The organism is Saccharibacillus kuerlensis DSM 22868 (genome assembly GCF_000378145.1).
Lineage (GTDB): Bacteria > Bacillota > Bacilli > Paenibacillales > Paenibacillaceae > Saccharibacillus > Saccharibacillus kuerlensis.
Window position 1 is genome coordinate 1 of the sequence record NZ_KB899299.1, and the last position, 20,160, is coordinate 20,160.

Annotated in this window: 21 protein-coding genes; 18 read left to right on the forward strand and 3 right to left on the reverse strand. The window is 51.8% G+C overall.

What is annotated here, in order from left to right:
* Window positions 1-361 precede the first annotated feature (361 nt).
* The 9 genes from F456_RS0117135 (at window position 362) to F456_RS22915 (ending at window position 6,973) form a co-directional block, all read left to right on the forward strand.
* The gene (locus tag F456_RS0117135) at window positions 362-637 is read left to right on the forward strand and encodes a hypothetical protein (protein ID WP_018978281.1); all 276 of its coding nucleotides are present in this window, start codon (window positions 362-364) and stop codon (window positions 635-637) included.
* Between the two features lie 193 nt (window positions 638-830).
* A complete protein-coding gene (locus F456_RS0117140) occupies window positions 831-1,589 on the forward strand; it encodes a hypothetical protein (RefSeq protein WP_018978282.1) in 759 nt (252 codons plus the stop codon).
* A 42-nt stretch (window positions 1,590-1,631) separates the two neighbouring features.
* Window positions 1,632-1,994 (forward strand): glyoxalase superfamily protein, encoded by a 363-nt coding sequence (locus F456_RS0117145; RefSeq protein WP_018978283.1) that lies wholly within the window; start codon window positions 1,632-1,634, stop codon window positions 1,992-1,994.
* Window positions 1,995-2,051: 57 nt separating this feature from the next.
* A complete protein-coding gene (locus F456_RS24910; RefSeq protein ID WP_018978284.1) occupies window positions 2,052-2,183 on the forward strand; it encodes a hypothetical protein in 132 nt (43 codons plus the stop codon).
* A gap of 27 nt (window positions 2,184-2,210) precedes the next feature.
* On the forward strand, window positions 2,211-2,633 hold the full coding sequence (locus tag F456_RS0117155) for a VOC family protein (RefSeq protein WP_018978285.1): 423 nt from the start codon (window positions 2,211-2,213) through the stop codon (window positions 2,631-2,633).
* 105 nt (window positions 2,634-2,738) lie between these two features.
* Window positions 2,739-3,209: a RidA family protein gene (locus tag F456_RS0117160; RefSeq protein WP_018978286.1), complete on the forward strand. Its 471-nt coding sequence runs from the start codon at window positions 2,739-2,741 to the stop codon at window positions 3,207-3,209.
* Between the two features lie 8 nt (window positions 3,210-3,217).
* Complete coding sequence (locus F456_RS0117165) at window positions 3,218-3,622, forward strand: RidA family protein (protein ID WP_026293948.1); 405 nt, start codon at window positions 3,218-3,220, stop codon at window positions 3,620-3,622.
* Window positions 3,619-4,122, forward strand: coding sequence for a cysteine hydrolase family protein (locus tag F456_RS0117170; protein WP_018978288.1), 504 nt, complete (start codon window positions 3,619-3,621; stop codon window positions 4,120-4,122). Before F456_RS0117165 ends, F456_RS0117170 begins: the two co-directional genes overlap by 4 nt.
* Before the next feature lie 172 nt (window positions 4,123-4,294).
* The gene (locus F456_RS22915; RefSeq protein WP_018978289.1) at window positions 4,295-6,973 is read left to right on the forward strand and encodes an alpha-L-rhamnosidase; all 2,679 of its coding nucleotides are present in this window, start codon (window positions 4,295-4,297) and stop codon (window positions 6,971-6,973) included.
* 225 nt (window positions 6,974-7,198) lie between these two features.
* Here the strand turns inward: F456_RS22915 and F456_RS0117180 are convergent, their stop codons facing one another.
* Complete coding sequence (locus F456_RS0117180; protein ID WP_018978290.1) at window positions 7,199-7,753, reverse strand: shikimate kinase; 555 nt, start codon at window positions 7,751-7,753, stop codon at window positions 7,199-7,201.
* Window positions 7,754-7,983: 230 nt separating this feature from the next.
* The gene (locus F456_RS0117185; RefSeq protein ID WP_018978291.1) at window positions 7,984-10,206 is read right to left on the reverse strand and encodes a bifunctional alpha,alpha-trehalose-phosphate synthase (UDP-forming)/trehalose-phosphatase; all 2,223 of its coding nucleotides are present in this window, start codon (window positions 10,204-10,206) and stop codon (window positions 7,984-7,986) included.
* 218 nt (window positions 10,207-10,424) lie between these two features.
* On the opposite strand from F456_RS0117185, the gene F456_RS23750 reads away from it, so the two are divergent.
* Both F456_RS23750 and F456_RS0117195 read left to right on the forward strand, forming a co-directional pair.
* Complete coding sequence (locus F456_RS23750) at window positions 10,425-11,015, forward strand: hypothetical protein (RefSeq protein WP_018978292.1); 591 nt, start codon at window positions 10,425-10,427, stop codon at window positions 11,013-11,015.
* 84 nt (window positions 11,016-11,099) lie between these two features.
* Window positions 11,100-11,804 (forward strand): Type 1 glutamine amidotransferase-like domain-containing protein, encoded by a 705-nt coding sequence (locus F456_RS0117195; protein WP_018978293.1) that lies wholly within the window; start codon window positions 11,100-11,102, stop codon window positions 11,802-11,804.
* Between the two features lie 376 nt (window positions 11,805-12,180).
* Here the strand turns inward: F456_RS0117195 and F456_RS0117200 are convergent, their stop codons facing one another.
* A complete protein-coding gene (locus tag F456_RS0117200; RefSeq protein ID WP_018978294.1) occupies window positions 12,181-12,774 on the reverse strand; it encodes a GbsR/MarR family transcriptional regulator in 594 nt (197 codons plus the stop codon).
* 252 nt (window positions 12,775-13,026) lie between these two features.
* Between F456_RS0117200 and F456_RS0117205 the strand changes: the two genes are divergently transcribed.
* From F456_RS0117205 to F456_RS0117240, 7 genes are all read left to right on the forward strand, one after another.
* The gene (locus tag F456_RS0117205; RefSeq protein ID WP_018978295.1) at window positions 13,027-13,905 is read left to right on the forward strand and encodes a carbohydrate ABC transporter permease; all 879 of its coding nucleotides are present in this window, start codon (window positions 13,027-13,029) and stop codon (window positions 13,903-13,905) included.
* 20 nt (window positions 13,906-13,925) lie between these two features.
* On the forward strand, window positions 13,926-14,825 hold the full coding sequence (locus F456_RS0117210) for a carbohydrate ABC transporter permease (RefSeq protein ID WP_018978296.1): 900 nt from the start codon (window positions 13,926-13,928) through the stop codon (window positions 14,823-14,825).
* A 216-nt stretch (window positions 14,826-15,041) separates the two neighbouring features.
* Window positions 15,042-16,352 (forward strand): ABC transporter substrate-binding protein, encoded by a 1,311-nt coding sequence (locus F456_RS0117215; protein WP_229675768.1) that lies wholly within the window; start codon window positions 15,042-15,044, stop codon window positions 16,350-16,352.
* Window positions 16,353-16,582: 230 nt separating this feature from the next.
* The gene (locus F456_RS0117220; RefSeq protein ID WP_018978298.1) at window positions 16,583-17,371 is read left to right on the forward strand and encodes an HAD family hydrolase; all 789 of its coding nucleotides are present in this window, start codon (window positions 16,583-16,585) and stop codon (window positions 17,369-17,371) included.
* Complete coding sequence (locus tag F456_RS0117225; RefSeq protein ID WP_018978299.1) at window positions 17,368-17,703, forward strand: DMT family transporter; 336 nt, start codon at window positions 17,368-17,370, stop codon at window positions 17,701-17,703. The genes F456_RS0117220 and F456_RS0117225 overlap by 4 nt, the downstream gene beginning before the upstream one ends.
* Before the next feature lie 100 nt (window positions 17,704-17,803).
* Window positions 17,804-19,087 (forward strand): metallophosphoesterase family protein, encoded by a 1,284-nt coding sequence (locus F456_RS24915; RefSeq protein WP_083923736.1) that lies wholly within the window; start codon window positions 17,804-17,806, stop codon window positions 19,085-19,087.
* 273 nt (window positions 19,088-19,360) lie between these two features.
* On the forward strand, window positions 19,361-20,146 hold the full coding sequence (locus tag F456_RS0117240) for a PhzF family phenazine biosynthesis protein (RefSeq protein WP_018978302.1): 786 nt from the start codon (window positions 19,361-19,363) through the stop codon (window positions 20,144-20,146).
* Window positions 20,147-20,160: the final 14 nt, after the last annotated feature.

Below are 20,160 nucleotides of genomic sequence, written 5' to 3' on the forward strand. Positions count from 1 at the left end.
CGGTCGCGTGTTGAAATCGAGAAAAGGGATTAAATTTTATTGGAATTTTCTCGATTTCAAAGGCGAACGCTGGCGCTCCTTCACTGAATTTCCTCTTCCACTCATTGGATTCTCACAAAAAAAGACTTTCTCAACACGTTGAGCCTTTTGAACAAGGCTTTTTCTATGCATTTCGCAACTGTTTGATAGCCTTACTTCCGCAATGAACGCAAGCGATACCTGTATCGAATTGTGTTTCACGGATTTCACCGACCATATTCTCTAAACCTGTTTAGCTTCGGGGAATAAAGTATTCTTAAAAGGAACGTAAATATCTTTCTTTTCGTAATCCCCTTAATCATGCTTTTAAGGAGGAGACTTCATGGAAGGAATTCTGCTGATCATTTTGTTTATCGTAAATGTGCCGTTGGTGAGTCTGTTATCGCGGGTTTTGTTTCGTGACAAAGAAGACATGAGCCAAGCCGTCAAAGATACGTATACGCCCAGTTGGTACGCTGCGCTTAAAGGACGTTATTGGAGTCATAAAATGAATGAAGCACAGATTACGCTAATGCTTGGGCTGTGTGCAGCTGCTATCGTAGGCGAATACGTATTGATTCTCAAGCTGTTCGATTGGCTCGGAATAACAGGAGGCTGATAAATAGTGGGATGACGAACTAATGCAAAAGTTCGACTGGCCGTAACCAATCGCTTCCAGCACCGAGGTTGACTTGCCTACTCCCGCCCTCTAGCATAGAAGGCAGTAGTCACATCAAATAATGCAGCAGTCACATAAAAGCAGTGGCAGTATAGAGCAGGGCAGCCTTGGACGCAGCCGGGAGGGGTTCGGAATGATCAACCACATGACAATGCTTGGATTTCAAATGCAGGATGAAGAAGACTTTTTGAAATTGGCTGACCATGCCTATAAGAACGGTACGCTTATACAGACACCGCAGGGCGCTTACGTACAGTTTCAAGCCGGAGGCGGCGCGGAGCTGTGGCTTCAGCTTAACCGCGAAGGCGTAGCGATCGGCATGCATCCGCATTTTACCGGAGCCGGTCTAATGCAAATTGGTATCGAAGGCGAGCTGCAGCATGAAGAAGCGAATGAGCTGGACGGTACATTCTATGCTTGGGCGGGAGCGAAGCCAGGCCATCCGGGAGAAGGTTTGTATGCATTCCTGTTTGATGTGCCGGATCGGGACCGTTACGGTTCAATCACCACCTCGATGATTCGGCAGGTTCAGCTGTCGGCGTTCGCGCATGAGCTGAAAGTCTTTTCCAATGAAGCCGATTATTTTGCCTATCAATTGGAGCGTTCGGCGGGCGGATTGATTCTGACAACGGAGACATTCGAGTCGACCGGCCTGAATGATCAGGGCGGCGAACCGGGTTCGACGGCTGCTTTTACGGGACGCGTGCTGCGAGCCGGCTGGGTCAGGAACGAAATGACCGGATTGTACTTCCAATGGGCACTGGTGCGTACGCTCGGCGGCGACATCGACGTGGTGGCGGACGAGCGGTTGGTCGGCGAGCGTGAGATTCAGGAAGGCGATATTTTGAGCGGCAGCTTTTGGCTGAGCGGACGGCTGGTCATAGAAGAGTAGACGAACAGAAAAATCCGGGACGTGAAAAGGAGAGCGAAATGGATGGAAACGATCGGCGTCATCCCGATTTTGCGTATCTTCGACGAAGCTCTGGCCAAACAGTTTTACGTGGATTATTTGGGCTTCAAGATTGACTGGGAACATCGCTTTGAAGCGGATATGCCGCTGTATCTCCAAGTCTCCAAAGGACCGATCACGCTGCATTTGTCCGAGCATCATGGAGACTGTACACCTGGTTCGGCGATTCGGATTGGAACCCCGGACATAAGAGAGCTTCATCGCGAATTAACGGCCAAGCCTTATCGGTTCCTGAATCCGGACGTGGAACAAATGCCGTGGGGCGGATTGGAAGTTATACTGATCGATCCGTTCGGTAACCGCGTGATCTTTTACGAGCCAAGTTAAAAGGCACAGCCGGATTTGTATACGCATACATCTTGAACAGCGAAAGGACGATGAGCGATGACCCAAGCCCATACTCCTGCAGCGATGAAAGCCGCCGCTATGCACAATCTGCGCGAGATTACGATTGAGGACGTTCCCGTGCCGGAGATCGGTCCGAACAAGGTGCTGATCAAAGTAATAAGCCAATAAATCCGCCTTCGATAAAGGAGAAACGAAATGAATCAATCGATCGTACATATCGCACTTGTCGTAAACGATTATGATGAAGCTATCGAATTTTACACGAAAAAATTACATTTTACGCTGGTGGAAGACATTTTTCAGCCCGAGCAGGATAAACGTTGGGTCGTTGTGGCGCCGCCGGGATCAGCAGGAACGACCCTTTTGCTGGCTCGTGCCTCAAAGCCGGAACAGGAGCCTTTTGTCGGTAATCAAGCGGGCGGACGGGTATTCCTTTTTCTGAATACGGACGACTTCTGGAGAGATTATAAAGAGATGAAGGAGAACGGTATCGAATTCGTGCGTGAGCCTAAAGAAGATTCGTATGGAACGGTTGCCGTATTCAAAGACTTGTACGGAAATTTGTGGGATCTGCTTCAGCTGAAAGGGGACCATCCCATCATGCGGCGCATGAAGTGAAAATCAACAGACAGAAAAAAACAATTCTCAAAAGAGAGAATATCCATGCCAAGCCGCAAATATGAATGGCGAAGATGATCTATCCCTTAAAAGGAGACGATACAAGTGTCGAACACGGTTGAAGAACGACTGCAGGAACTGGGAATCGTACTGCCTGAAGCAAGCTCACCGGCCGCAGCCTATGCAAATGCGGTCATCGTGAACGGATTGATGTTCGTTGCGGGCAAAGGACCAGCCGGCGGTCCGCAGGGCAAATTGGGACGCGAATATGATACGGAGCAGGGATTCGAATTTGCCCGGCAGGCCGGAATTGAGATTCTGGCCGTACTCAAAAGTGAACTGGGTTCGCTGGATCGGATCAAACGCGTGGTCAAGCTTCAGGGATTCGTCAATGCGACGGCGGAATTCGACGAGCATCATAAAGTGCTGGACGGCTGCTCCAAACTGATGACCGACGTATTCGGCGAACGTGGACTGCATGCGAGATCCGTATTTGGTGCAGTGTCGGTTCGTAACAATCTGCCGATTATCGTCGATTCGATTTTTGAAGTGGAAAGCGAGGGAGAAAACTGGTGACGAAACAGATGGAAAAACAAACATACTCGACGGGTTCTCCCTGGGAGCCGATTGTCGGTTACAGTCGTGCAGTGCGCGTGGGTCATACGGTAGAAGTTGCAGGCACAACGGCAATGAAGGACGGCGAAGTGATCGGAGTGGATGACGCTTACCGGCAGACGAAGGAGATTTTACATACAATCGAAGAAGCGCTGGAGAACGTAGGTGCCAAGATGGAACATGTCGTCCGCACGCGAATGTTCGTAACCGATATCTCGAAATGGGAAGAAATCGGCCGTGCCCACGGCGAAGTGTTCCGCGATATTCGTCCGGTGTCGACGATGGTCGAAGTCAAAGCGCTTATCGATCCCAAGCTCATGGTGGAAATCGAAGTTCAGGCCATTGTACCGGAAGCGGAGGAATTCTACCCATGAAAATCGCGTTTCTGATCATCGACATGCAGACCGTACAGTTGGAAGGTGTGCCGCAGTCCAAAATCGACGGAGTTTGCGAATATATCAATTACGTATCCCGTATGATGCGTACGGCGGGACATCCGATCATTCATATCCAAGATATTGAGGGTATGACAGAAGAGACACGCGAAATCTACAGTACGATTGAAGAGGTTTCCATGGAGCAATCCGATCTTTTCGTGACCAAGGAATACTCGAACGCTTTCTGGAAAACAGAGCTGGGAGATCTTCTTGCAAAGAAGGGAATCGAGCAGTTGATCCTGGCGGGATTTGCAGCCGAACACTGCGTGCAGTTTACGTACAACGGGGCGATCGAACGGGACTTAAGTCCGGCACTGCTGCAAAATGGCATTCTCAGTCGGCATGACGACGCAGTCGCCGCTGCTTACCGGGACCGCAATCTTATCTCGTATCCGGTGGTGGAGTGGCTGACGAAGGAAGAGACCCTTCAGCCGTAAAGCCTAAACCATAAAGCTTGAATGCCGTATGGAATCCTTTCCGATTCTCCTCTGCAGCATGTCTATATTCTCTTATGAATTTGTCCGATTGGCTTCCTTATTATGACTTTAAAATTGTCTGCAATGAGTGCGAGAAGACAGGGTTTATATGCCGAACAGGAGGGATATACTCATGCGTTCAACAATGGTAACGGAACTGCGCTGCGAATATTTGAAAAATCCGATGGGACTGAACGTCCCGCATCCTCGCCTAAGCTGGAAACTGCTGACGGATCGACGCAATGTGCGGCAGATGGCTTACCGGATTCAGGTGTCGCTGGGAGGCGAGAACTTTGCCGAAGAGCAGCTGGTCTGGGACAGCGGCCGGGTGGAGTCGGATGAGAGTGTGCACGTCGAGTATGGCGGAGCGAAGCTGAAGTCCGCTGCCCGCTATATGTACCGCGTTCGTGTATGGGACGATCAGGGCGAGGAGTCACCTTGGAGTGATAGCGCTTTCTGGGAGACGGGATTGTTAGAAACCGACGACTGGCAGGCCGGGTGGATTACGCCGTCGGCGGATGCGATCGAACCGCAGACCAAGGAAGCTTTTTATCTGCGTAAAGCCTTCGAGTTGAACGGAAAAAGAGTCGTTCACGCAGCCGTATTCGCAACTTCGCTTGGCCTTTACGAGCTGGAGCTGAACGGTGCAAGAGTCGGAGACAGCTTGTTTACGCCGGGCTGGACGAGTTACAACCATCGACTGCAGGTTCAGGCTTACGATGTAACGGAGCAGCTGCTGAACAGTCAGGAGCACGTTATCGGAGCAGTCCTCGCGGATGGTTGGTACAAAGGCCGGTTGGGCTGGCAGGATCGCAGCGGCATCTATGGCGATCGGAGAGGCCTGCTGCTGCAGCTTCATGTCCGCTATGACGATGGGACAGAGCAGATTATAGCGTCGGACGAATCTTGGGAAGCGTTCGCGGACGGTCCGATCAGGATGTCCGGCATTTATGAAGGAGAAACGTATGATGCTTCGCGTGAAATTCCGGGCTGGAGCACACTGGGATTCGATGACTCGGTCTGGCATCCCGTAGAGACGTTGGAGCAGTCCAAAGACATGCTGATTGGAGAGCAGAGCGAGCGGGTCAAGGTGACGGAAATCATCAAGCCGGTATCCCTTATCCATACCCCAGCCGGAGAAATTGTATTAGATATGGGACAAAATATGGTTGGCCGCATGCGCTTCACGGTTCAGGCTCCGGCAGGTGCGAAGCTGACGCTGCATCATGCGGAAGTGCTGGACAAGGAAGGCAATTTCTATACCGGCAATCTGCGGACCGCCGCGCAGGAAGTGACATACTTGTGCAAAGGCGGCGGAGAAGAATCGTATCAACCTTCGTTTACGTTCCAAGGATTTCGTTATGTGCGTCTTGCGGGGTTCCCGGAACCGATTGATCTCTCACACTTTACGGGCGAAGTTATTCATACGGATATGCAGCCGACCGGCTTTTTCGAATGTTCGCATCCGCTGATCAATCGGCTGCAGCAAAATATTGTCTGGGGGCAGCGCGGCAACTTCCTCGATATTCCAACAGACTGTCCGCAGCGGGACGAGCGGCTTGGCTGGACGGGGGATGCGCAGGTGTTTATTCGCACGGCGGCGTTCAATTACGGCATCGCGCCCTTTTTCACCAAATGGTTGAGAGATTTGGCGGCGGAGCAGCTGCCAAATGGCGGTGTACCTTTTGTTGTGCCGGACATTTTGGACGAAGGTTCGCATTCTTCGGCGGCTTGGGGCGATGCGGCAGTGATCTGTCCATGGACCCTTTATCAGTACTATGGCGACAAACGCATTCTGGAGGAACAGTACGACAGTATGACCGGTTGGGTGGAATACATTCGTTCGCAGGGCGATAATGAGCTAATCTGGAACACCGGATTCCACTTTGGCGACTGGCTGGGATTGGACGCCAAAGAAAACAGCTATATTGGCGCAACACCGCGCGACTTGATCTGCACTGCCTTTTTCGCGTACTCGACATCTCTAGTATCCAAAACGGCCGCTGTTCTCGGTAGGGAGGAAGATGTCGAGAAATATGGTGATCTGCACCGGCGTATTGTACAGGCATTCGCCGATGAGTTCATTACGCCAAACGGCCGGCTGGCTGCTCATACACAGACTGCACATGTACTGGCGCTTATGTTTGATCTGGTCGAAGGAGAAACGCGGAAGCGGTTAGCGGACACGCTGGCGGAATACGTGCGCAGCGAGAACATGCATCTGACGACCGGTTTTGTAGGAACGCCGTATTTATGCCATGTGCTGTCGGAAAACGGCTACCACGATATTGCCGTGCAGCTGGTGCAGCAGGAGGAATATCCTTCCTGGCTCTATTCAGTTAAGCAGGGTGCAACGACGATCTGGGAGCATTGGGACGGCATCAAGCCGGACGGCTCGTTCTGGAGCGACGACATGAACTCGTACAACCATTACTCGTACGGAGCGATTGGCGATTGGCTGTACCGGGCAGTAGCAGGTCTGGATATCGATGAGAAGATTCCCGGCTGCAAACGCCTCGTGCTGCGACCGAATCCGGATTCCGGTTTGACGTACGCCCGCGCGCAGTACGATTCGCTGTACGGCAAAGTGTTCAGCGGCTGGAGTAAGCGGGAAGACGGAAGTGTTGTTTACGAGTTCCAGCTTCCTCCGAATATGACGGCACAAGTCCGCCTTCCCGCTGCGGCAGGAAAATCCGTACGTGTTGATGAGCGCGATCCGGCGGAGGTGCTCATGACGGCCCCTATGCAGCAGGAAGACGGAATCGTAATGTTGGAACTAGGATCGGGACGATATACGGTAAAGGTAGGCTGACAAGACCTGCGCATTCAACGAACAGCCCTTGTACCTTGTACAGGGCTGTCTTTTTATGAAGAAATGACGATATGGAAATACGGTATAAAAGTTGATAAAAGGGATGAAGCGAGAAGACAGCGGTCAGACATAGATGCTGGAATCAACGATTGAACAGGTAGTGGAACGGAAGTGAAATGAAAACAGGCAGGTACTGCGCAAAACGCAGCCTGCCTGTTTTTGCTGCTATTCCTGCTGCCAGCTTACCCGGATCTGCTGGGCCATCGCTTCGGCAATCTGCTCCGGATTCTGCGCATCGACCGCTATTGTATAGTGGTTATCGGCATAGACGATTTTACGGCTGTTGAACAGTTCTTCGATCTCTTCAAGCGATTTGCTCTGCAAAAGCGGTCGGGTGCCGATCAATGCTTCGAAGCGCTTCAGCCACTCTTCCCACTGCAGGTCAAGGTGGTATACAATGCCGCTGCTCAAGCAGGCCTGCCGAATTTCGTCCTGCATAAACGATCCGCCTCCCAGGGACACAACCTTAGAACGCGAATTGTGGCACAGTTTGGTCAGATAATCTTTCTCTATCTGCCGAAAAGCGGGCTCGCCCATACACTTGAAAATTTCCGTCACCGGCATGCCGTATTTCTGTTCGATCTCCTGATCCGCATCAAGGAAAGGCCGATCAAGCTTGTTCGCCAGCAGCTGGCCGATTGTCGTTTTGCCCGCTCCCATAAAGCCGATTAGAATGATATTTTTCTCACTAAGAGGAATTTCGGTATTCATCGCAATCATCACCGTGCTCCTTTGCCGCTTTAAATGGAATAAGTATATTTATTATAGGATGTGGAATTTGTCTGGGCAAGGAAAGGATTGCCGCTTGCCCAAAACTTTTGGTGGAGATAGAGGTCCAATCGGTTGTGCCGGAGAAGGATTGCAGAATAAAGAGCAGCAGCAAAGAGCCGTTTCCCTTAAGAGGAAACGGCTCTTTATTATCATTCTATTGTGCAGTAATGAGAATTCGTTTATTTACTCTCGGATTTCTCTCTGGCCACTTCGTCAGACACTTCCGTAAAGCGTCCCAGCAGCGTCCGGAATTCAGGGGAAGATTTCAGACGGTATTTGGCAGCCGTCACTTCCTTGCCAATCTTGATGGAGTAGGCGCCTTCCGGTAGTGCCGCGAACATGTCTTCATCTGTACGGTCATCACCAGCACCGAAGACGAAGTCATATTCGCCTTGATTCAGGATTAGATGTGCGCCATGCCCTTTGTTGACGCGAGTATCCTTCACTTCGATAACCTTATTGCCGTCCAAGACGCCAACTGTCATCGATTGTGTCACCGACATAAGGGCTTCCTTCAGCTCGTTGCGCTTCAGGGCTGCGATCTCCGGTTCGGATTGACGGTAGTGCCAAGCGATCGAATAATCTTTCTCTTCGATCAGGGAACCCGGCGTACGGTCGGTATACGTCTCCATAATCGGACGAATTGTTTCTTTCCACTCGTTATCCATGTTGAGTGTCATGACCCATTCTTCGCCCGGTACGCGCAGCCATAGGCCGTGAGCGGCGACGATGTGCACATTCAGATCCCCAAGCCATTTATTCGCTGTGATGCGATCGCGGCCGGTAATAATGACGACCGTATTTTTTGGATCTTCGGTCAGCTTTTGGAGCAGCTGCTTAAGTTCCTTATCTGGACGGGCTTGATCCGGTGTCGGCTTGAATCCGACCAATGTACCGTCATAGTCAAGGAACAGTACGCGATTTTCCGCTGTCCGATAGGCAATCTCGAGATCTGACGAACCGGATGTCAGATTAGTCAGCGGTTCTGTAGCAATACGATCTTCCGGTGCGGCCCAGAGTGTATTGAGGAACTCCTCGGCCCAGAATTTGACGTTGTAGCGCGAAAGACGGCGGTGCATATTTTTGTTGCGGTCCATTTTGTCGTCTTCCGGCATCTCGAGCGCCATCTTGATTCCGTTCGCAATCGCTTCGTGATCGTTCGGATTGACGATAACGGCTTCACCAAGCTCGCTGGCCGCGCCGGCTGTTTCGCTCATGACCAGCATGCCTTTGTTGTCGGTACGAGCCGCGACATACTCCTTCGCTACGAGATTCATACCGTCGCGCAGAGGCGTTACAAGCAGCACGTCACTGTTGCGGTAGAAGGCAATCAATTCATCCTGCGAAACGGTACGGAAGAAGAACCAGACCGGCATCCAGCTGAATGTACCGTATTCGCCGTTCACTTCACTGACCAATTCTTCGATCTCGCGCTTAAGGTTATCGTATTTCTCGATGCCTACGCGGGACGGTGCGATAATCAGGTTCAGACGTACCTTTTCATGATACTCCGGGTATTTGGCCAGAAAATGCTTGAATGCCTTGATGCGATCCGGAATGCCCTTTGTATAATCGAGTCGGTCTACGGAAATAATATTGCGCAGGTCTTTCGTGCTTTCAATGAAATCGAGCGATTCTTGCGAAATGTTCTCTTCAGTCGGCGACTTGGAGAAGTAATCGTAATCGATACCCATTGGGAAAGCGTCAACTTGAGTGAGGTGTGTTTCGAACTGGATTTTGTACAAGTTATGTTCATGGCCGAGCAGACGACGAACAGTGCTCAGGAAGTGGCGCACGTAATCGTAAGTATGGAATCCGATCAGGTTCGCGCCAAGCAGACCTTCCAGCAGTTCGTTACGCCAGATCAGCAGGCGATAGGTTTCGAACGATGGGAACGGAATGTGTAGGAAAAAGCCGATCTTGACGTCAGGATGTTTTTCCCGAATCATTTGCGGCAGCAGCATCAACTGGTAGTCGTGAATCCAGATGGTGTCTCCTTCTTCAATCAATGGATCGACTGCGTCAAAGAAAGTACGGTTAACGCGCTTATACGCTTCCCATGTCTTTCTGCGATATTCAACGGCGCTCGTAAAGTAGTGGAACAGCGGCCAGATTGTTTCGTTGCAGAAGCCATAGTAATACATTTCAATATCTTCCGACGTCAACGGTACAGAGAGACATTTATAATCATTTTTGAGAGTGGACGCGACGGAAGCAACTTCTTCTTCGCTCAGATCGTCCTTCGCAACGCCCGGCCAGCCGGCCCAAATGGTGTCGCCCTGCTCATGATAGTTTTTAAGTCCGGTAGCCAGACCGCCTATGCTTTCCTTATAGTCCAGGCCGGATTCGCTCTTGCTTACAGTAACGGGCAGGCGATTGGATACAAAAATTGTTTTACTCATAGAATGGACCAGCTCTCCTTCTTTTATGAAAATTAATGAAAGAATTTGCATTTTCCTCAACATTTCTTTCACTTATTACCCTAAATCGGTCGCAAAGACTCAAATTCGGGATAAAGCGGCACTCTAGGGCAGGTAAAACGAGCTTTCTGTAACGTTTTCCAGGCAGGATTCGTTTAATAGATGAAATTCTAAGAAATTTAGGTGAGAGGAGCTATATCATGCGGAGAAGTATGCAAATTGTGCTGGCATTCATTCTGCTTCTGATGCCAATAAACATGTTGCTGCCATCGGAAAAAGCATTGGCCTGCAGCTGCATAATTCCCGAAAGTGCGGAGAAGGCAAAAGAGCAGGCAGCAGCCGTTTTTACGGGAACGGTGCGAAGTATTGGAGAATTTGAAAGCGATAGAAAAGAAAAGTATTATGCCGTTACGCTGGCTGTCGACGAAAGCTGGAAAGGTGTGAATGAATCGGAAATCGTCGTTTATACCCGTTGGAGCAGCTGTCAGTTCGACTTTGAGAAGGGCAAGCGTTATCTGCTGTATTCATATGAGAACGATGGACGATACGAAGTCGTGAACTGCGGACGATCGGGCGAGATTCATCAAGAGAATGCCGGAGCTGCCGCAGATCTCGAAGAACTCGGAGCGGGTACGAAATTTGAAGCGCCGCCGGAGAGTGGGGGAGAGGCAGACAGAGGAATAGACGGTGGTACAGTTATAAGATGGATCGCAATCTCGGTTGTAGCACTGGTGCTTGCGGCTGCGCTTGGGTTATGGCTAAGACATAAACGAAAAAAAGGGAGCTTTTGATCTGAATGCTCAAGGTTAACCGCTTCTGAAAAACGGCATCAGCCGGATGGATTAAATCGTACTGTTCGCTGGAGGGTGAAAACAATGAAACAAATTATCGCAATGGGCGGCGGAGGATTTTCGATGGAGCCGGAGAATCTGCTGCTTGATCGGTACATATTGGAACAATCGGAGGCAGAGCGGCCTAGGATCTGCTTTGTAGGAACGGCAAGCGGAGACTCGCCGGGTTATATCGAGCGTTTCTATACAGCCTTCGGCAGTTTATCGTGCGAACCGACACATCTGTCGCTGTTCAAACTGCCGGAAGGCAGCTTGGAGGATTTTGTACTGAATCAGGACATCATTTACGTCGGCGGCGGCAATACCCGAAGCATGCTGGCGCTGTGGCGGGAATGGGGATTGGATCGAATTCTGCGCCGGGCTTACGAAAAAGGCATCATCCTCGCGGGTCTGAGTGCCGGATCAATCTGCTGGTTTGAGCAGGGCGTAACGGATTCCGTTACCGGTCAACTGGGCGTCATTGAAGCGCTCGGTCTGCTGCCGGGCAGCCACTGCCCACATTATGACGGTGAAGCGGAGAGGCGGCCCGCTTATCGGGAAATGCTAGAGAAGGGTGAGATCGAATCAGGCATTGCAGCCGATGACGGCGCTGCCCTTCATTACCGGGAAGGGGAGCTGTACCAGGTCGTATCCTCCCGAGAGCAGGCCGCAGCGTATCAGGTAATCAACCGCAGCGGAAATGTCTGTGAAGACAAGTTAGAGTCTGTGTTTTTAGGTGTGAACCTTTAAATTCCTGTCCGCTGCACCTTACTTGAAATTCTAACGAATCTACATATCGCTATTTGCCGATTTTTAGCTGTTTTAAGAATCTAACGAATCCTCACATCTCTATTTGCCGCAATTAGGTCGATTTAAGGCTGAATTGGCTTAAATAGCGTGACTACGATTCGTTAGAATGCGCAAAGGCCATCTGGAGAGCAAATAGCGTGATTACGATTCGTTAGAATACGCAGAGGCCATCTGGAGAGTCCATAGCATGACCACCATTTGTTAGAATGTACAGAGGCCATCGGGCGAGCGAATAGGAGGATCGTGATTCGTTGGAATCGTCAGGCTGTGGAGATGTTCTCGAGGAAATATTCTCAAAAAGAAAAAGAAGCCCGGCTTACCGCCCGGCTTCTTTTTCTTTTTCGCCCGATTGCGAAGCTTCCGTTCCGAAAAAAGGATCCCCATCTCTCAGACGGTCCACGAATCCCTGCAGCCACATGTAATACTGTTCTGCATGCTGCAGCTTATGCAAATCGCGCAGTGCCTGCTCGCGTTCTTCCGGCGTCGTCTGCTGCGCAAGTACGATTTCCGACAAATCCGGCGTGACCTCGCGAATGCTTGACAGCATGACATCGACTTCCCGCTGCAGCTTGGCGCCGAAGAAGCTGCGAAACGTGTGGAAGAAGTCCGTTTCGGCAATGTACTGATCCTTGCGGTCTTTTTTCTCGTCAAGTTTGTAAATCATCTGCGACTCGGTCAGCGCACGCACCGCATAGCTCATATTGCTCTTGCTCATGTTCATATAATCTTTCATTTCTTCCAATGTCATCGGACGATCTTCGAAATACATAATGCCGTAGAGTTGGCCAAATGAATGATTGACCCCGTACAGATCCATCGTCGTTGCGATCGATTCGATTACTTTCTCCCGCAGTTCGCGCCTTTTCGGCGATACGGAAGAACCGGTTTCCCGGGCGGATTCATTTTCCACACTGTCACCTCTGAAGCGAAAATTCGAATTTGGCTTACCTATTGAGCAGGTATGTGTTCGGTGATTGGAACAATTTGTATCCGATTTGTTCTGTCCATATTTTACACGATTCCCTGACAATTTAACACCGGGATAATCCCCATTTTTCAATTCGAATGTACAATCATGTTTGTACGAAAGAATAGATAAGCGGAATTAGTACCACAAAAAATCCGTTTTTCAAAAAAAATTGAACATAGAGGAGTTGAGCGTTTGCGTCTGAAAACGTTCCGTGAAGGAGAAGCGGTTCTGTTCACCCTACCGGCTCTGATCCCGCTGTTGATCTTCTGGCTGGGTCCGCTTGGCTACATTGTTTACCTCAGCTTTACCGAATGGGACTTTATGAGCCCAGAGAAACTGTTTGTCGGTCTGGAAAACTATACATATCTGCTGACGCACGCCGACTTCTACCAGGCACTCAAAGTGACGCTGATGTTCGGACTCGGTACGGTGATTCCGATCATCGTCGGCGGTCTCGCGCTCGCGCTGCTGATGAACAGCAAGCTTCGGTCGACCGGCATATTCCGCGCCATGATGTTCTCGCCGTGGGTTACGCCGACCGTCGCCGTATCGATCGCTTGGTCGTGGATCTTCGAACCGGAAGTCGGTCTTGCCAATCTGGCGCTCGGCTGGTTCGGTATTTCGCCGCTCGGCTGGCTGCAGGATCCGAATTGGGCGCTTGTCGCCGTTATGATCGTTACGATATGGAAGTCAATCGGCTGGTCAATGGTGTTCTATCTGGTCGCGCTGCGCAACCTGCCGGCGGATCTAATGGAAGCTGCTTCGATCGATGGAGCGGGAGCTTGGAACAAGTTCCGTGGAATCACGCTGCCGCTGATCTCGCCGACTACGCTGTTCCTGTCGATCATCCTGACGATTCAATCGCTCCAGGCCTACGACCAGATCAACGTGATGACGCAGGGCGGTCCTGCGGGCTCAACGCGTACACTGCTGTACATGTACTACCAGTCGGCTTTCGAGACCTTTAACGTCGGCGAAGCCTCGGCGATCGCCGTTATTATTATTCTGATCTGCGTACTGCTGTCGGGACTGTCGTTCCTGCTCAGCCGGCGCCTGGTACATTACTCATGAACATAACTGAAGCGAGAAAAGTGGAGAAGAAACGGGAGCTGGGCCGGGGTGCCGGAGGAGAAACGACGGGGAAATTCGTTCCGCTCGGCGAACGGTTGAGCCGGATCGCACGTTATATCCTGCTGGCCGTCATTAGTCTGGCCCTGGCGTTCCCTTTCTATTGGATGGTGACAAGCGGCCTGAAAACGAACGATGAAATTTGGCAGTTTCCGCCGACGTTCTGGCCGGAGTCGATCAATTGGAGCAATTACAGCGATGCGTGGAATTCGGCACCGTTCGCCCGTTACATGTTCAACAGTATTTTTGTGGCGATTTCGATCTGTGTACTGCAGGTGATCAACGCCAGCATGATGGCGTATGCGCTGACACATATGAAGTTTCGGCTTAAGGGCGCTTTTACAGGGATTATCTTAGTCGGCTATATGATTCCGAGTACGGCCGTATACCTGCCAAGTTATATGATCCTGAACGAGCTGCATCTGCTGGACAGTTATGCGGGACTGATCTTATCCAACTGTGTGAGTGTATTCGCGATCTTCCTGCTGCGCCAGGCCTTCCTGCAGGTGTCGCATGAGCTTGTCGAAGCCGGTCAGCTGGACGGCGCTTCGCATTTCCGGATTCTTTGGACCATTATGGCGCCGCTGATCCGTTCCTCGTTCGCCGTTATGATCCTGATTACGTTCATCGACCAGTACAATAACTATTTCTGGCCGATGCTGATTACAAAAGATCCTGATCTGCGGCTTGTATCCGCGGGTCTGCGCAGCTTCTTTGTAGAAGGTGGAGCCTACGGGTTGGCTTGGCCGCAGATTATGGCCGCCAGCGCCTTTACGATTGCGCCGCTGCTGATCTTGTTCCTGTTCGCGCAGAAAACGATCATGCAGAGCGTCAACATATCGGCCGGCGTCAACAAGAGCTGATTTAACCCGCTTCAGATTCAACTGACATGGACTCTATCAAAATCAGACTCAACCCACACCAGATTCACCTAACATCAGATTCAAACTATGCCTGTATACAAGCAATGCCATTCCACTACCCCCATTGGAGGAGACTATCGAATGACACAAGGAACGAACAACGCACGTTTTGCTGGGAAATCGCCGCTTGGCCGCAAATGGAACTGGAAAGGCGGCATGTCGATGCTGCTCGCGGCAAGCTTCACGCTGCTGTCCGCCTGCGGTTCGCCGTCAGCTGAGACGCCGGCTGCTTCCGCAAGCGCCACACCTGCGGCAGCCGAGTCTGGGAAGCCAGTCGAGATCGAGTTCTGGTACGGTCTGGGCGGCAATCTGGGCGATAACATGAAAGCAAAGATTGAGGCGTTCAACGCTTCGCAGGACGAAGTGATCGTCAAAGGCATCGCTCAGGCGGATTACACGGAAACGGAACAGAAGCTGCAGGCGGCAATCGCATCGAACAGCGTACCGGCGGCGGTGCTCAGCTCGAATATTGATTGGGCGCGCAAAGGCTATTATGCTTCTCTGGACGAATTGATCGCAGCCGATCCGGAGTTCAAGAGCGAAGATTTCGTTCAGACCTTCCTCGAACAGGGCAAAGTGGACGGTAAGCAGGTCTTCCTGCCCATGTACGGCACAACACAAATCATGTACTACCGTCAGGACGCTTTTGAAGAAAACGGTATTGATCCGGCCAGTCTGACGACGTGGGAAGCACTCGGCGAAGCGGCTGCCAAAATGACGAAGAAAGAAGGCGGCAAGACAACGTTCTACGGCTGGGAACCGATGTGGGGCTATGAGAACATGGTCGATGCCGTGTACAGCAAAGGCGGCAGCATTCTGAGCGAAGACGGCAAAACGGTAACGATCGATTCGCCGGAATGGATTGAGACGTGGGAGCAGTTCCGCAAATGGATTCACGAAGATCAGATCATGCGTATTCACTCCGGCGGGCAGGGCTGGGAGTATTGGTACAAAACGATTGACGACGTGATGAAAGGCAAAGCAGCCGGTTACACCGGTTCCAGCGGCGACCAAGGCGACCTGGACTTCGGCATTGTGGCAGCGATGCAGCAGCCGGGTTGGGAAGGTGTCGGGGAAGGCAGACCCGTCGCCAGTGCAATTCAAGCGGGCATCCCGGCCAAAGCGACTCCTGAGCAGCAGCAGGCGGCATTCAAATGGTTCACGTACTTCATGGAGCCGGAAAATACTGCCGATTGGTCCATGAAAACAGGTTATATCGCAGTGCGTCAATCGGCTCTTGAAGATCCTGCATTCAAGGAGTTTAGCGAAAAGAATCCGCAGATCAGCGTACCTCTGCAGCAGGCTTCGCACGCATCGGCTCCATTCCAGGACCCGACCGGCGGGAAGATCGGCGACGCGCTCAAGGTTGCGGCCGATCAAGTGCAGATTAACAATGTGCCGGCCGAGCAGGCGTTGAAGGAAGCGCAGGCTAAAGCACAGAGCGAACTGGATCGCGTAACAAAGTAAGTCGATCTTGGGCAGCGTAGACTTATCGAGCGGCGCAAGGGAGATAAAGGCGGTTCGAGGTGCGGTTCACACGCATACGGGACTGCTCCTGATTTATCAACCGCAGGGAGGGCGCATACTGCGCCGCCCTGCGGTTTTCTTTTAACGACCGCCAAGAGATGGGAAAGCGAACGGCTGCTGATTTGTAGAAGAATGAACATTGTAGGAGCATGAACATAGAGGAGATACAAATGGAGAACATGAATAGGGACGGCTGTAAGCTTGGGGAGGAACCGAATATTTTGCAGGCGGATGCCATTTTGTTTGACAAGGATGGAACGCTGCTCGATTTCACTTACATGTGGGGATTCTGGACTGACCGTGTAATTGAAAGTTTCCGTGAAAGGCTTGCCGAACGGGGGCTTACAATTGCGGATAAGGATCTTCCATGGATATGGGGAACGGAGCATGACGCAGCGGGCTTTATGAACGGGTATGACAAGCGGGGACCGCTGGCGATGGGAACAATGGATGAGATGTATGCTGTACTGAACTGGCACGGTTATCGGGCGGGATTGTCCTGGGCTGAAGCGAAAATGATGGTGCGCGATTGTCTGGAACATGCGGAGAAAGAGATGGAAGCTACTCGTCCTGCACGGCTGCTGCCGGGAGCCGGGGATTTCCTGGATCGCTGCCGCAGCGCCGGTGTTCGGATGGGAGTGGTCACGGCCGATGAGACGGAAAGTGCACGGAGGCATCTGCGTTGGCTGGAGATCGAGGAGTATTTTGACGTTGTAATCGGCACGGATATGGCGGAGCGCGGCAAGCCGTTTCCGGACCTGTGCCTGCTGGCATGTGAACATCTTGGCGTAATGCCGCATAGGGTAGTTGTGATCGGCGATACCGACGGCGATATGGAAATGGGGCGTGCGGCCGGGGTACTGCTTAAGGTCGGAATTGGCGAGGAAGGCGTGCTTAAGCTGGCAGACTTTACCGTACCCTCTTTCGAGTCGCTGCTGGAGAATGGGGTGAACGGATGAGTCAGAACACAGGCGCCGGCTGGGGACTGTTGGCGCTGGCGATCATTCTGGAATTGAGCGCAACAATCTTGATGAAGGTATCCGGAGGTTTTACTAGGCTGTGGCCTTCGGTATTCATGTTTGTATGCTATGGCGCCAGCTTTACGCTGCTGAACTTTTCGGTGAAACATATTCCTCTCGGTGTCGCCTATGCGATCTGGTCGGGCGTCGGGATCACGATGATCGGCATTGTCGGGCATTACTTTTTCGAGGAGCGGTTGAAGATCACTTCGCTGCTCTGGATGAGTTTTATTTTGATCGGTATTGTCGGGTTGAAATGGAGCGAGTCTTGAAAGCTGAGATCCAGCATCCGAATCGATGGACGCAAGATAAGTGCAAGATAAATGTAATAGAAGCGATGCAGAAGAATAGGATTTCAACACGGGAGGGGAAATGAAACAAATGGAACGATACGAGGAAAAGCCGCTGGCGACTTTTCAGGTCATTACGGATACGCATATTCGGGACGATGCCGGTCATATTCATAATCGTCATTTCGAAGCGGCGCTGGAAGATATGGCTGATTTCTGCACAGATAGTCTGGGCATTATGCACGTGGGGGATGTGACCGATCGCGGAATGGCAGCGGAATACCGAGAGTTCAGTCGGATCTGGGAGTCGCGTCCGTCGAATCTGCCGCATCTGTACGTCACGCTCGGCAATCATGATATCGGAGCAGTGCTGTGGGAAGAGGGAGGTACGCCCGTTGATTTGACCTCTCTGTCGGGCTTTGAGATCGAAGACGCGCTGGACGGACGGTTAGTGGAGGGATGGAAAAGAGACCGGTTAAAGGATAAGGAAGAATCAGAGGATTGGAAAAAGAATGCTGCTGGGGATAGCGGCATGTATACCGGTAGCGATATCAACATTGATACCGAAGCCAATGCCGAGACCGATATTGATATCAACATCGATACTGAAACCGAAACCGAAACCGAAACCGACTCTGAAGAAAGCGCGAACCCGCAGAATGCGGCTGAATCTATCGCCGCCGCTGCCGCCGAAGCGGGGCTCGATCTGTCCGGCTTGGCGGCGCGGCTGTCCAGTACAGGAGAAGATGCCCTTCGGACCCGGGAGCTGTGGGAACGCCGGATGCGCCGCTTTGCCGAAGCGACCGGAGAAGCTGCGCCGTATCACGATCACTGGCTCGGCGGTTATCACTTTATTTTTCTTGGCAGTGAGACTCCGCATCCGAAAGACTGCGATCTATCGGCCGCACAGCTGGAATGGCTGAAGGAACGTTTGGCTGAAGAAGCTTCGCCGGATCGGCCGGTGTTCGTCTTCCTGCACCAGCCGCTGATGGATACCGTGGCCGGCTCGATGCAGGAGCAGGGCTGGTATGGGGTTAATCAGGATGCTGAGCTGAAGAAAGTGCTGACCGAATGTCCGCAGGCGATTCTGTTCTCCGGACATACGCACTGGCAGCTAGAAGCGAAGCGGACGATGTACGATGGACAAGGCGTTATGCCCTCCATGTTCAACGCTTCATCGGTCGGCTATCTCTGGACAGATCAGGACGACCATCTGACAGGCAGCGAAGGGCTGCAGGTTGAGATTTATGAGAATCGAGTCGTTGTACGCGGACGGGACTTCGTACGGCGTTCCTGGATTGAGAGAGCAGAATACACGGTGACTTATCCGGTGAGAGTCCCGCTGCAGGCTGATCCGCGTTCTTGATTGTTATCGCGCGATCGGAATGAATGCTTCCCGCCGCTATTAGATTTTCATTTTCAACAGGACTTTCTTATCCATTAGAGCCTTCTCGAAAGAGCCTTCTCGAAATTCCAAGACCTTTCGCTTCCAGCGGAAGGTCTTTTTGGGCTTCGGCAAACTTTCTCGCCTGCCACCGGGAATGTGTCTTGTTATATGGTAAAAGAATGCGGTAACGTTATAGATCTAAAGTGTGACTAAAAGTCGGTATGTACAGATAAATCGAAGGAGGACAAAGCAATGAAGATGTATATCACAGATGCATTTGCCGAAAAGGCTTTCCAGGGCAATCCAGCGGCTGTTTGTATATTGGATGAAGAACGTCCGGACTCATGGATGGGACGGGTTGCAGCGGAGATGAATTTGTCGGAGACGGCTTTTTTGTTAAAAAAGGAAAACGGCTATTCGCTGCGCTGGTTCACGCCGGAAGCGGAAGTCGATCTATGCGGACATGCGACATTGGCAAGCGCACATGCACTGTGGGCCGAGCTTGGCGAAACGTCGGAGAAACTGGCATTTGATACGCGCAGTGGCATCTTGACAGCAGTGCGTACCGAAGACGGCATCGAATTGGATTTTCCGCTTGAGCCGGTACAGCCCTGCGAGGCGGAGCCGGAACTGTTGGCGGCTCTCGGCTTAAGCACATCGCCCGCCTATGCCGGTGGCAATCGGATGGACCGGCTTGTTCTGCTTCCGGATGAAGAATCGCTTACCGCCCTGAAGCCCGATTTTTCCATGCTGCGGAACGTACCGGCAAGAGGAGTGATCGTAACGGCCCCATCCAGCAGACCGGGCATCGACTTTGTCTCCCGCTGCTTCTATCCGGGGATCGGAATCGACGAGGACCCGGTCACCGGTTCAGCGCACTGCGGCTTGGGTCCGTTCTGGAGTGAGCGTCTCGGACGCAGCGAGTTAACTGCGCTGCAGCTGTCCAAGCGGCAGGGGCTGCTGAAGCTGCACGTCGGATCGGAACGAATTCGGATTGCAGGCCGCGCTGTGACCGTGCTGCGTGGAGAGCTGGCCTGATCTCTTGGATTTCG